Origin of the sequence: Microbacterium sp. zg-YB36 (assembly GCF_024623575.2) — a bacterium.
In the GTDB taxonomy this organism is placed as follows: Bacteria; Actinomycetota; Actinomycetes; order Actinomycetales; family Microbacteriaceae; genus Microbacterium.
Window position 1 is genome coordinate 45781 of sequence record NZ_JANJFD020000001.1, and the last position, 13007, is coordinate 58787.

The 13007-nt window shown below is 70.1% G+C and carries 13 protein-coding genes; all 13 read left to right on the forward strand.

The features are described 5' to 3' along the window. The first annotated feature begins 13 nt into the window (after positions 1 to 13). The 13 genes from NQ151_RS00215 to lspA all read left to right on the forward strand — a co-directional run bounded on the left by NQ151_RS00215 (position 14) and on the right by lspA (position 13005). Complete coding sequence (locus NQ151_RS00215; RefSeq protein ID WP_257526656.1) at positions 14 to 1426, forward strand: UDP-N-acetylmuramoyl-tripeptide--D-alanyl-D-alanine ligase; 1413 nt, start codon at positions 14 to 16, stop codon at positions 1424 to 1426. Continuing rightward, positions 1423 to 2532 (forward strand): phospho-N-acetylmuramoyl-pentapeptide-transferase, encoded by a 1110-nt coding sequence (gene mraY / locus NQ151_RS00220; protein WP_257510037.1) that lies wholly within the window; start codon positions 1423 to 1425, stop codon positions 2530 to 2532. The genes NQ151_RS00215 and mraY overlap by 4 nt, the downstream gene beginning before the upstream one ends. Then, the gene (gene murD, locus NQ151_RS00225) at positions 2529 to 4076 is read left to right on the forward strand and encodes a UDP-N-acetylmuramoyl-L-alanine--D-glutamate ligase (RefSeq protein ID WP_257526657.1); all 1548 of its coding nucleotides are present in this window, start codon (positions 2529 to 2531) and stop codon (positions 4074 to 4076) included. The genes mraY and murD overlap by 4 nt, the downstream gene beginning before the upstream one ends. Beyond that, the gene (gene ftsW, locus NQ151_RS00230) at positions 4027 to 5247 is read left to right on the forward strand and encodes a putative lipid II flippase FtsW (RefSeq protein WP_257526658.1); all 1221 of its coding nucleotides are present in this window, start codon (positions 4027 to 4029) and stop codon (positions 5245 to 5247) included. The genes murD and ftsW overlap by 50 nt, the downstream gene beginning before the upstream one ends. A gap of 21 nt (positions 5248 to 5268) precedes the next feature. Further along, complete coding sequence (locus tag NQ151_RS00235; RefSeq protein ID WP_257526659.1) at positions 5269 to 6342, forward strand: UDP-N-acetylglucosamine--N-acetylmuramyl-(pentapeptide) pyrophosphoryl-undecaprenol N-acetylglucosamine transferase; 1074 nt, start codon at positions 5269 to 5271, stop codon at positions 6340 to 6342. Between the two features lie 54 nt (positions 6343 to 6396). Further along, positions 6397 to 7809, forward strand: coding sequence for a UDP-N-acetylmuramate--L-alanine ligase (gene murC, locus NQ151_RS00240; RefSeq protein WP_257526660.1), 1413 nt, complete (start codon positions 6397 to 6399; stop codon positions 7807 to 7809). A gap of 5 nt (positions 7810 to 7814) precedes the next feature. Continuing rightward, positions 7815 to 8870: an FtsQ-type POTRA domain-containing protein gene (locus NQ151_RS00245; protein ID WP_257526661.1), complete on the forward strand. Its 1056-nt coding sequence runs from the start codon at positions 7815 to 7817 to the stop codon at positions 8868 to 8870. Between the two features lie 172 nt (positions 8871 to 9042). Beyond that, the gene (gene ftsZ / locus NQ151_RS00250; RefSeq protein ID WP_257510031.1) at positions 9043 to 10206 is read left to right on the forward strand and encodes a cell division protein FtsZ; all 1164 of its coding nucleotides are present in this window, start codon (positions 9043 to 9045) and stop codon (positions 10204 to 10206) included. Positions 10207 to 10208: 2 nt separating this feature from the next. After that, on the forward strand, positions 10209 to 10895 hold the full coding sequence (locus tag NQ151_RS00255; protein WP_257526662.1) for a YggS family pyridoxal phosphate-dependent enzyme: 687 nt from the start codon (positions 10209 to 10211) through the stop codon (positions 10893 to 10895). Positions 10896 to 10929: 34 nt separating this feature from the next. After that, positions 10930 to 11385, forward strand: coding sequence for a cell division protein SepF (locus tag NQ151_RS00260; protein WP_257510029.1), 456 nt, complete (start codon positions 10930 to 10932; stop codon positions 11383 to 11385). A gap of 6 nt (positions 11386 to 11391) precedes the next feature. Then, entirely contained in the window at positions 11392 to 11691 is a 300-nt protein-coding gene (locus NQ151_RS00265; protein ID WP_257510028.1) for a YggT family protein, read from the forward strand. A 108-nt stretch (positions 11692 to 11799) separates the two neighbouring features. Continuing rightward, on the forward strand, positions 11800 to 12399 hold the full coding sequence (locus tag NQ151_RS00270) for a DivIVA domain-containing protein (RefSeq protein WP_257526663.1): 600 nt from the start codon (positions 11800 to 11802) through the stop codon (positions 12397 to 12399). Between the two features lie 9 nt (positions 12400 to 12408). Beyond that, positions 12409 to 13005, forward strand: a complete 597-nt coding sequence (lspA, locus tag NQ151_RS00275; RefSeq protein WP_257526664.1) for a signal peptidase II — start codon at positions 12409 to 12411, stop codon at positions 13003 to 13005. Positions 13006 to 13007: the final 2 nt, after the last annotated feature.

Consider the following 13007-nt stretch of genomic DNA (forward strand, 5'->3'; position numbering starts at 1 on the left):
AGAACGGACACCCATGATTGCCTTGACGTTTGCCGAGGTGGCGCGAGCCACCTCCGGTGAGCTGCGCCCGGCTGCAGGCGCCGGCCCGGACACCGTCGTGTCCGGCGCCGTCGACACCGACTCGCGGCTGATCGAGCCGGGCGGCATCTTCGTCGCCAAACCCGGCGAGACCACTGACGGCCACGAATTCGTCGACGCCGCCGTGCAGCGCGGCGCGACGCTGGCGATCGTGGAACGCCCGGTCGCCGCCGCCGTGTCGCAGGTCGTGGTCGCCGACGTCGTCACCGCGCTGGCCGACCTCGCGCGCGAGGTCGTCGCGCGCGTCCGCGCGCACGGGAACCTGTTCGTGGTGGGCATCACCGGCTCCAACGGCAAGACCACCACCAAGAACATGCTCGCCCGCATCCTGGAGGGCGAGGGGGAGACGATCGCCCCCCGCGCCTCGTTCAACAACGAGGTCGGCGCCCCGCTGACGATGCTGCGGGTCACCCACGACACGCGCTACCTCGTCAGCGAGTTCGGTGCGAGCGGACCCGGCGAGATCGCGCGGCTGGCAGGACTGGTCGATCCCGACGTCGGCGTCGTGCTGATGGTGGGCATGGCCCACGCGGGCGGCTTCGGCGGCGTGGAGGCGACCCTGCGGGCCAAGTCCGAGCTGATCCACGCCGTCCGCCCCGGCGGCATCGCGGTGCTCAACGCCGACGACCCGCGGGTGGTCACGATGGCGCAGATCGCCGCGCAACGCCACGAGGCCGTGCGCTGGTTCGGTCGGGGCCCGACCGCGGACGTGCGGGCGGAAGAGGTCGAAGTGGATGCCGACGGCACGACGTGCACGGTCATCGTCGACGGGGAGCGACTGCCGCTGCGCCTGCAGGTGCTGGGGGAGCACCACGTCATGAACGCCCTCGCCGCGATCACCGCCGCCACCGCGCTCGGCGTCGCCCCCGACGTCGCGATCGCCCGGCTGGAGACCCTCGAGCTGGCGGAGCGCTGGCGGATGCAGCCGCTGGGTTCGGCCCGGGTGCGCATCATCAACGACGCGTACAACGCCAGCCCCGATTCGATGGCGGCAGCGTTGCGCACCCTCGCGCAGATCGCCGCTCCCGGCGAACGCACCGTCGCGGTGCTGGGTGCGATGAGCGAGCTGGGGGAGTTCTCCGGCGACGAGCACGACCGCATCGGCCTGCTGGCGGTGCGCCTGAACATCCGCCGCATCGTCGTGGTCGGCCCCGAAGCGCGCCGGCTGTTCATCTCGGTGATCTCGGAAGGCTCGTGGGACGGTGAGGCGGTGTTCTTCGCCACCGCCGACGAGGCGTACGACTACTTGATGTCGGAGCTGCGCGACGGCGACCGCGTGCTGGTCAAATCCTCCAACGCCGCGGGCCTGCGGCATCTGGGCGATCGTCTGGGAGAATCGTTCTCGTGAGATCCCTCCTGGTAGCCGCGACGATCTCACTCGCGTTCACACTGTTCCTCACGCCGCTGTTCATCAGACTGTTCGAACGGCTCGGCTGGGGTCAGGTGATCCGCACCCCCGAGGACGGCAACAACCCGCAGCACGCCGCCAAGCGCGGCACGCCCACGATGGGCGGCATCATCTTCATCCTCGGTGCACTCATCGGGTACTTCGCCGGCACCTACACCGGCGGCAGCCCGCCCACCCCGTCCGGCCTGCTGGTGCTGTGGATGATGGTGGGCCTGGGCGCCGTGGGCCTGGTCGACGACATGATGAAGGTGCGCAGCCAGCGCAGCCTCGGCCTGTCCGGCTGGCGCAAGGTGCTGGGGCAGGTGCTCGTGGCAGTGCCGTTCGGCATCCTCGCCCTGAACTTCCCCAACATCCACGGGTTCACCCCCGCCTCGGCGCACATCTCGCTGTTCCGCGACATCCCGGTGCTGTCGTTCATGGCGCTCGGCGCGATCATCGGCTGGGTCCTGTACCTCGCGTGGGTGTCGTTCCTGTCCGTCGCGTGGTCCAACGCCACCAACCTCACCGACGGACTGGACGGCCTGTCCACCGGTGCCGGCATCTTCACCGTCTCGGCCTACGCGCTCGTGGCGTTCTGGCAGTTCCAGCAGCGGTGCACCAGCGCCGCCCTCGTGCCGGCCTACGCGGACGCCTGCTACAACACCCGCGATCCGCTGGACCTCACGATCGTCGCCGCGTCGTTCGTCGGCGCGCTGGTCGGGTTCCTGTGGTGGAATGCCCCGAAGGCGAAGATCTTCATGGGTGACGTCGGCTCCATGGCCATCGGCGGCGTCATCGTCGCGATGTCGGTGCTGACCCGCACCGAGCTGCTGGCCGTGCTCATCGCCGGCGTCTTCGTCATCGCGCCGGGTTCGGTCGTACTGCAGCGCTACTACTTCAAGGCGACCGGTGGCAAACGCATCTTCCTGATGAGCCCGTTCCACCATCACCTCGAACTGCGCGGCTGGCCGGAGATCACCATCGTGGTGCGCATGTGGATCATCGCCGGCATGCTCGCGGTGACCGGCGTCGGACTGTTCTACGTCGAGTGGCTCGCAGCACAATGAGCGATCGCCTGGACGCACTCACCAGTTGGCACGCCGACTGGCGGGGACTGCGCGTAGCGGTGCTGGGGCTGTCGGTGACGGGATTCTCGGTCGCCGACACGCTCGCGGAACTCGGCGCACGGGTGCTCGTGGTGACCGAGACCGCCGCCGAGGAGTACGCCCGGCTGCTGCCGGTGATCGGAGCGGACCTGTGGACCGGTGCGCTTGACGACGTGCCTGCGGACTTGGCCTCGTTCGCCCCCGACGTCATCGTCGCCTCGCCGGGCTTCGCCCCGCACCACCCGGTCATCCGGTGGGCGCAGGATGCCGGCATCGCGCTGTGGGGTGACATCGAACTGGCCTGGCGGGTGCGCGACAAGGTCCTGCGCCCCGACGGCCGCCCCGCCGACTGGGTGCTGGTCACCGGGACCAACGGCAAGACCACGACGACCCGTCTCGCCGCGACCATGATGACCGAGGGCGGGCTGCGCGCCGCGCCCTGCGGCAACATCGGCGTTCCGGTGCTCGACGCGGTGCGCGACCCGGCCGGCTTCGACGTGCTCGTGGTCGAACTGTCCAGCCATCAGCTGTGGTACCTCGGGTTGCAGCAGGGTCCGCAGCCGGTGTCGCCGGCCGCGGCGGTGTGCCTCAACCTCGCCGACGACCACCTGCAGTGGCACGGCTCGTTCGCGGCGTACCGCGACGCCAAGGCCGTCGTCTACAACCACACCCGCATCGCCTGCGTCTACAACAAGGCCGATATCGCCACCCGCGAGATGGTCGAAGAGGCCGAGGTGGTGGACGGTTGCCGCGCGATCGGATTCGATCTCGGCGTGCCCGGCCCCAGTGACCTCGGCGTCGTCGACGGCATCCTCGTGGACCGTGCGTTCCTCGACGAACGGCACACCACCGCGCTGGAACTGACGACGGTCGCCGAACTGGCAGAGCATGGCCTTGCCGCCCCGCACGTCGTGGCGAACATCCTGGCCGCCAGTGCCCTGGCCCGCGCGCTCGATGTGCCGCCGGCGGCGATCGCCGCGGCGCTGCAGGAGTTCCGGCTCGATCCGCACCGCATCGAAGTTGTCGCCGTCGCCGGTGGCATCACCTGGGTCGACGACTCCAAGGCGACTAACCCCCACGCCGCCGCCTCGTCGCTGGCAGCCTTCCCGGGGGCGGTCTGGGTCGTGGGCGGACTGCTGAAGGGCGTGGACATCTCCGACCTCGTCGCCGGTCGCGGCGCGCGCGCGAAAGCGGCGATCGTGATCGGCGCCGACCGCACCGCCGTGACGGCGGCGTTCGAGCGACACGCCCCGGCGGTCCCGGTTTTCGAGGTGGACGACACGGACACTGAAGAGGTCATGACGCGGGTCGTGGAACTGGCGGCGGGAATCGCCCGGGACGGGGACGTGGTGCTACTGGCCCCCGCCGCAGCATCCTTCGACCAGTTCGCGTCCTACGCAGACCGCGGCCACCGCTTCGCGGCGGCGGTACGTGAACGAATCGGGAGGGGACGTGGTGGCGAACACGACGAGCAGCCGCACGACACCCCCGACGGACCCCGCTGAGGGCGACGGCCGCGGAGGACTTGCCGCCCGCGTCTCGCTGGGCAAGGTGTTCGCGCCGGTGCCGAGCGAGTTCCTGCTGATCTCGTCGGCGGCGCTGCTGCTGACCGGGTTTGGCCTGGTGATGGTGCTCTCCGCGACCTCCGCGACCTCCACCGCCGCCGGTCTCGGGCCCTACGACACCCTCATCAAGCAGGCGGTGTTCGCCCTCATCGGCATCCCGTTGATGTTCGTCCTCAGCCGCTTCCCGGTGAGGTTCTGGAAGAAGATCGCCTGGCCCGCCCTGATCGGGGCGACCGCACTGCAGCTGCTGGTATTCGTGCCCGGCATCGGCATCGAGAACGACGGAAACCGCAACTGGATCGCGATCGCCGGCTTCCAGGCGCAGCCGTCGGAGTTCCTCAAGCTCACCCTGGCGCTGTGGCTCGGGCTGGTGCTGTTCCGTAAGCGCATGCTGCTGACGAAATGGCAGCACGTGTTCATCCCGGTCGTCCCCGTGGGCGTGCTGGTGATCGGGACGGTCCTGGCCGGCCGGGACCTCGGCACCGCGATGATCCTGGTGCTCGTCCTGCTGGCGGCGCTGTTCTTCTCCGGTGTGAAGCTGCGGCTGTTCGTCATCCCGCTCATCGGTGCGGTCGTCGCCGTTGCCGCGCTGGCGGTGACCAGCCCCAACCGCATGGCCCGCATCCTGAGCTTCCTCGACCCCAACTGCATCGCCGATTACCTGGACAGCTGCTATCAGCCGCTGCATGGGGTGTGGGGTCTGGCCGCCGGCGGGTTCTTCGGGCTGGGGCTGGGCAACTCGCGCGAGAAGTACGCGTGGCTGCCGGCCGCCGCGCACGACTACATCTTCGCGATCGTCGGTGAAGAGCTCGGACTGATCGGATGCGTCGTGGCACTGGGTCTGTTCGCCCTGTTCGCCGTCGGTGCCTTCCACGTGGTCCGCAAGACCGACGACCCGTTCGTGCGCATCGCGGCCGGCGCGATCACGGTGTGGATCGTCGGGCAGGCGCTGATCAACATCGGCGTCGTGCTGCGGGTGTTCCCGGTGCTGGGCGTGCCGCTGCCGTTCATGTCGCAGGGTGGGACGGCGCTGCTGTCGGTGCTCATGGCGTGCGGCGTGCTGCTGTCGTTCGCTCGGAGCCTCCCCGTCAAGCCACCCGCGTCGGCCTGACCCGCGGGTTAGGGTCGTCTGGTGACGACGTACCTCCTCGCCGGCGGCGGCACCGCCGGCCATGTCAATCCGCTGCTGGCGGTCGCCGACGGGCTGCGCACCCGCGACCCCGAGGCCACCGTGCTGGTCCTCGGCACGCGGGAGGGGCTCGAGGCCCGGCTGGTGCCCGAGCGCGGGTATGAGCTGCTGATCGTCGACAAGGTGCCCTTCCCCCGTCGGCCGAACGCCGCCGCGGCGGCCTTCCCGGCACAGTTCCAGCGTGCGGTGGCGCAGGTGCGTGCGCACATCCGTGCCCACCGGGTCGACGTTGTCGCCGGGTTCGGCGGCTACGCGTCGGCACCGGCCTACGTCGCAGCGGCGCGCGAGCGAGTGCCGTTCGTCGTGCACGAGGCCAACGCCCGACCGGGCCTGGCGAACGTGCTCGGTGCGCGCCGGGCCGCCAAGGTGGGCGTGGCCTTCGCCGGCACGCCGCTGAAGCGCTCCCACGTGGTGGGCATGCCGCTGCGGCGCGAGATCGTCGACCTCGACCGCGACGCGCTGCGCGCCGAGGCCGCGGCGTACTTCGGTCTGGATCCGGCCCGGCCCACGTTGCTCGTCTTCGGTGGATCGCTGGGTGCGCAGCGCCTGAATGAGGCGTTCGCCGGCGCCTGGCAGGACGTGGTGGATGCCGGCTGGCAGCTGCTGCAGGCGGCGGGGGAGAAGAACGAGCTGCGCGACCCGGGCGTCTCCGGCTACGCGCTGCGGCCGTACATCGACCGCATGGACCTCGCCTTCGCGCTGGCCGACGCGATCGTCTCGCGCGCCGGTGCGGCCACCGTCAGCGAGATCAGCGCCCTGGGAATCCCCGCGGTGTACGTGCCGTACGCCGTGGGCAACGGTGAGCAGGCGCTCAACGCCTCATCGGCGGTCCACGCCGGGGCGGCGCGCCTGATCCCCGACGCCGAGTTCACCGCGGAGCGGGTGCGCGGCGAGGTCGTACCGCTGCTGCGCGATGACCAGGCGCTGGCCGGCATGCGCAAGGCGGCGGCATCGGTCGGCAGCCGCACCGGCACCGAGGATGTCATCGCTCTGATCGACGCCGCCCTGGCCGGCTGACGCCGCGCGCCGCACAGCCGACCCACCGGGCACGCGACCTAGACTTGTCGGGCCATGATCCGACCCGACCTGAGTCTGCCCATACCCGACGACATCTCCGCCGCGCACTTCATCGGCATCGGTGGATCCGGCATGTCCGGACTCGCGGGCATGTTCCTCGACCGCGGCATCCGCGTGTCCGGTTCCGACCGCGCCGACAGCCCGTCGCTGCGGGCGCTGGCAGCCCGCGGCGCCACCGTGCACGTCGGGCACGACGCGGCGAACCTCGCCGACGACGTCGACACCGTCATCCACACCGGCGCGATCTGGCCTGAGAACCCCGAGTTCCTGCTCGCCAAGCAGCGCGGCCTGCACGTGATCCACCGGTCGCAGGCGCTGCACTGGCTGATCGGCTCGCGCCGGCTCGTCTCGGTGGCCGGCGCCCACGGCAAGACCACGTCGACGGGCATGATCGTCACGGCCCTGCAGCGCCTGGACGCCGATCCGACGTTCGTCAACGGCGGCGTCATCGCCGAGCTGGGCGTGTCCAGCGGCACCGGCTCCGACGAGCTGTTCGTGATCGAGGCGGACGAGTCCGACGGCACATTCCTGCTCTACGACACCTCGATCGCCCTCATCACGAACGTCGACCCCGACCACCTCGACCACTGGGGCACCGCCGATGCCTTCTACGACGGGTTCGTGCGCTTCGCCGACGGTGCCCGGGAGGCCGTCGTCATCTCCAGCGACGACCCCGGTGCCCGACGCGTGGCCGCAGCGGTCAGCCACCCGAACGTGGTCACGTTCGGTGAGCACCCGGATGCCGACGTGCGGGTCACCGGCGTCCGCACCGACGGCCCGGTCGCCTTCACGCTCACCCACGACGGCGTCTCGGTGCAGGGCCGGCTGACCGTACCCGGCACGCACAACGCGATCAACGCCGCCGGCGCGGTCGCGGTGCTGCTGACCCTGGGCTACGGGCTCGAGCCGGCGCTGCGCGCGGTCGAAGCGTTCGGCGGCACGGCCCGTCGCTTCGAGCTGCACGGCGTGCAGCGCGGCGTGAGCGTCTACGACGACTACGCCCACCACCCCACCGAGGTCGCCGCCGCACTGTCGGCGGCGCGCACCGTGGTGGGCAGCGGGCGCATCATCGCGCTGCACCAGCCGCACACCTACTCGCGCACGCAGGAGATGTTCCGCGAGTTCGCCGAGGTGCTCGAACAGCTCGCCGACCACACCGTCGTGCTCGACGTCTACGGCGCACGCGAGGATCCCGTGCCCGGCGTCACCGGCGAACTGGTCAGCACCGCGTTCAGCGACCCGCAGCGCGTGCACTTCGTCGCCGACTGGCAGCAGGCCGCCGACTACACCGCCGCCGTCGCCCGCGAAGGGGACTACGTCGTCACCCTCGGCTGCGGCAACGTGAACCTCATCATCCCGCAGCTGCTGGACGCCCTCGCCGCGGCACCGGATCGGCCGGGGGAGTAGTCACCGTGCGCCGGCCCAGCCCGCTGCCGCCGCCGACGGAGCCGCGCCCCGATGAGGAGCCGGATGCCGCAGTCCAGGCGCAGCCGGTGGAGCCGCCGCGGTCGGTCGACCCGCCGCGACGGCGTGAGAGCCAGCACGAACCGGCGCCGGACGAGGCCGAGACCGTGCCCCTCGCGCCGGTCATCCCTTTCCACTTCCGTGACGACCACGCGGCATCCGACTCACCGGCCTCGGCCGTCCCGACCCGTCCCGGCCTGCCGCCCGCGGCCCCTGACCACACCGCAGAGCCGGTCGCAGAGGTCGGTCTGGGCGATGTGCTGCGCGCCGCCCGCGCCCGCCGCCGGACGCTGCGCGCGGAGGTGCGCCGGTTCACCTCCCGCCAGCGCCGCCGCCGGATGGTCTGGCTCGGCAGTATCGGCGCGGTGGCGTTGCTCGTGCTCGGAACGCTCGGTGCCGCGTACAGTCCGCTGTTCGCGGTGCAGTCGATCACCGTGGAGGGCACCAGTCGCCTGGATGCCACCGCCGTGGCAGAGGCCCTGTCGGATCAGCTGGGCACCCCCATGCCGCTGGTCGACTCGAGCGAGGTGAAGGCTGCGCTGGTGGGATTCCCGCTCGTGGAGTCGTACTCGCTGGAAGCGCGCCCGCCGCACGAGCTGATCGTGCGGATCGTCGAGCGCACTCCGATCGGCGTGCTGTCCTCGCCCGCCGGATTCACACTGGTGGATGCCGCAGGCGTCGGGCTGTCGACCACGAGCACGCCGCCCGCAGGCGAGCCGCTGATCGAGGTGACCGGCGGCGTGCAGTCCGACGCGTTCGAGGCGGTCGGCCATGTGGTGCGGTCGCTGCCGGCGGGGATCCGTGCGCAGCTGACAGAGGTCGCGGCCACGACGCCCAACGACGTCACCCTGACCCTCGGTGGCACCGGCACCAAGATCGTCTGGGGTGGTGCGGACGATTCCGCGATGAAGGCGCTCGCGCTGGAGAGCATCATGAGGACCCGCCCGCCCGAGACCGTCAGCGCTTACGACGTGTCCTCCCCGAACGCGATCGTGGTCCGCTGACCCGATGCATCGCGGGTTGGCGATCGCATCTCGCGACACGCCCGTAACGCTGCACGTCGCGGCGGCCCCTCCGCATACCTTCGGACACAGCGGGAATTGCATACCCAGCAATTCTTTAAACCTCTACATGAGGTTGAAGGTTTAGGGTTCGGGACGATACGGAGGCCGGCGCATGAGCCAGAACCAGAACTACCTCGCGGTGATCAAGGTCGTGGGTGTGGGAGGCGGCGGCGTGAACGCCGTCAACCGCATGATCGATCTTGGCCTGCGCGGTGTGGAGTTCATCGCGGTGAACACGGATGCACAGGCGCTGCTGATGAGCGACGCCGATGTCAAGCTGGATGTCGGTCGCGAGCTGACACGCGGGCTCGGCGCAGGCGCCGACCCCGAGGTCGGCCGTCGTGCCGCTGAGGATCACGCCGAGGAGATCGAAGAGGCTCTCACCGGCGCCGACATGGTCTTCGTCACGGCGGGTGAAGGCGGTGGCACGGGCACCGGTGGTGCCCCCGTCGTCGCACGCATCGCGAAGTCGATCGGTGCACTCACGATCGGTGTCGTCACCAAGCCGTTCTCCTTCGAGGGCCGCCGTCGGCAGAGCCAGGCCGAGACCGGCGTGTCGAAGCTGAAGGAAGAGGTCGACACCCTCATCGTGGTGCCCAACGACCGTCTGCTGGAGATCAGCGACCGTGGCATCTCGATGATCGAGGCGTTCGCCACGGCTGACCAGGTGCTCCTGGCCGGTGTGCAGGGCATCACCGACCTCATCACCACGCCGGGTCTGATCAACCTCGACTTCGCCGACGTCAAGTCGGTCATGCAGGGCGCGGGCTCCGCGCTCATGGGCATCGGTTCGGCACGCGGTGCCGACCGTGCCATCAAGGCGGCCGAACTGGCAGTCGAGTCGCCCCTGCTGGAGGCGTCCATCGAGGGTGCGCACGGTGTGCTGCTGTCGATCCAGGGCGGGTCCAACCTCGGTATCTTCGAGATCAACGACGCCGCACAGCTGGTCAAGGAAGCGGCCCACCCCGAAGCGAACATCATCTTCGGTACGGTCATCGACGACACCCTCGGCGACGAGGTGCGCGTCACGGTGATCGCGGCAGGCTTCGACGGGGGCGAGCCCGCGCTGCGGCTGGACCCGGTGAGCACGCTGCGCTCCACGTCCGCGCCGGTGCTCCCGGCGATCCCCGCCGCCGACGCCGCCCGCGAGGTCCCGGCACCCGCCGAGCCCGCCCGCGAGCGCGAATCGGTCTCGGTCACCGCTGCCGCCTCGACCGACTCGTACGAGTCGGCCTTCGGCGACGACGACCTGGACATCCCCGACTTCCTGAAGTAACGGTGGATCTGCAATCGCGGCTCGCCGATATCGACGCGCGCATCACTGATGCCGCGGTGTCGGCGGGCCGCGATCCGGCGGGGATCACGCGCATCGTCGTGACGAAGTTCCATCCCGCCCAGCTGGTGCGGGACCTCTACGCCCTGGGCGTGCGGGACGTGGGCGAGAACCGCCAGCAGGAGTTCACCGCCAAGGCAGCGGAAACGGCTGACCTCGCGCAACTGCGGTGGCACTTCATCGGCCAGGCGCAGACCAACAAGGCGCGGGCGATCCGCGCCGCGGCATCCGCCGTCCACTCGGTCGACCGGCCCCGGCTGGCCGACGCGCTGGACGCGGCAGCCGAACCGGGAGCGGCGCCGCTGGATGTGCTCCTGCAGGTCAATCTCACCGCTGACCCCGGTCGCGGCGGGGTGGCACCGGCGGACGTGGCGGCCCTGGCCGAGCACGTCATCGCGAGGTGTCCCACGCTCCGCGTCCGCGGCGTGATGGGGGTCGCCCCGCTGGACGAACCGGCCGCCGCCGCCTTTGCGCGCTTGGCCGACAGCGCGGACCTGGTGCGCGGTGTGGTGGCGGATGCCACCTGGATCTCTGCCGGAATGACCGGCGATTTTCCCGAAGCGATTCATGCAGGTGCGACACACCTGCGGATCGGTTCGGCAATCACGGGCCCGAGGCCCGTGCACGGATAGCCTCGGAACACACGAGCGAACCACGGAGGATGCGATGTCGAACCCGCTCAAGAAGACCATGGTGTATTTGGGCCTGGCCGACGAGGAAGAAGCCTACGAGGAGCCTGTCGCGCAGCCCCCGCGCCGCGAGAAGCAGATCGAGAAGGTGACCGCTCCTGTGACCCCCATTCACCGTCCCGCCGTCGTGCGGCAGCCGGCGCCCAGCGCGATCAGCGAGATCCTCACGGTGCACCCCAAGCAGTACCGTGACGCGCAGATCATCGCGGAGAACTTCCGTGACGGCATCCCCGTGATCATCAACCTCTCGCAGATGAGCGACGCCGACGCGCGCCGCCTCATCGACTTCGCGAGCGGTCTGTCGCTGGGTCTGTTCGGACGTATCGAGCGGGTCACGAGTAAGGTCTTCCTGCTCTCGCCCGAGAACGTCGCGGTGTCGGGTGACGGTGCTGTGGCCCAGGCCGACCCCGAGGCACCCGCCTTCGCGCAGTAATCCGCCGTGGACGTGCTTCGCCTCGTCGCCGCGATCGTCAACACGCTTCTACTCGTCTATGTTCTGCTGCTGCTCGTGCGGCTGATCCTCGAGTACATTCCGATGTTCAACCGGTCGTGGCGCCCCCGTGGTGCCGGCCTGATTGCGGCGGAGATCGTCTACACGGTCACCGACCCGCCCATCAAGCTGATCCGCCGCTTCATTCCTCCGCTGCGCGTAGGCGCAGTGGCCATCGACTTCGCATTCCCGCTCACGATGCTCATCTGCTTCGTGTTGCTGTCGATCACCCGTACCATCGCAGGCTGACACCGCCTCGCGACCCGTGGCGGGTCGGACTATGCTGAGAGGATCGGCCCGCACGTGCGGGCCGCTCCCGATCGGCCCGCGACGTGAGCTCCGAAAGAGGACCAGACAATGGCTTTGACCCCCGATGACGTCGTCACCAAGCAGTTCCAGCACGTGCGTTTCAAGGAAGGCTTCGACCCCGATGAGGTCGACGACTTCCTCGACGAGATCGTCGTCGAATGGCGCAAGACGATCGCTGAGAACGAAGAGCTGAAGACGAAGCTCGCCGCTTACGAGTCGGGCGAGACCCCCGCCGCCGCCGAGGCCCCCGCCGAGGTCGAGCAGGTCGAGGCAGTAGAGGTCGTCACCGAGGCGCCCGTCGCCGAGCCTGCTGCCGCTCCGGTTGCAGCCAGCGCCGGCATCATCGAGCTCGCGCAGCGTCTGCACGACGAGCACGTCGCCGAGGGCCAGGCCCAGCGCGACAAGCTCATCGCAGAGGCTCAGTCGCAGGCGGCATCCATCGTCGCCGAGGCCGAAGCCCGCGGTCGCGAGGAGATCTCGCGCCTGGAGAAGGAGCGCGGCTCGCTGGAGACTCGCATCGCCGAGCTCCGCCAGTTCGAGCGCGACTACCGCACCCAGCTGCGCGGCTACATCGAGGGCCAGCTGCGGGATCTCGACTCGACCGGCACCTCGTCCGGTTCGACGCCGGTCTCGGCCGTCGGCCACTAGGCCGGGTCATTGACGGGCCGGACCCCCCTTCGTACGGCGGCGGCCGGCACCATCACCGCGATTCTCGCGGTGGCGGTGCTGGCCGCTGACCAGTTCACCAAGTACCTCGCCCTCGAGAACCTCCCCTACCAGGAGACGGTTCCCGTCTTCGGCGAGGCGCTGCAGCTGTACCTGACCCGCAATCCCGGGGCGGCGTTCTCGCTCGGCGAGGGCGTCACGTGGATCTTCACGATCGTGCTGGCCGCCGCGGCGGTCACGATCGTCGTCCTCACCGTGCGCGTCGTGCGGTCCCGCTGGTGGGCAGTCGTGCTGGGGCTGCTGCTCGGCGGCATCCTCGGCAACCTCACCGACCGGCTGTTCCGGGAACCCGGATTCCTGGTCGGCCACGTGGTCGACTTCATCCACACACCGTGGATGTGGCTCGGGCTGCCGTCGGCGATCTACAACGTCGCCGACATCTTCATCGTGACGATGATGCTGTCCGTCGCCGTGCTCGTGCTCATCGGCATGCGCTTCGACGGCACCCGCGAGAAGCACACGGCCGCGGCGGACCCGGCATCCGGTGCCGTCGACGCCTCCGCCCCCGATGAGGCCGCGAAGGCCTGATC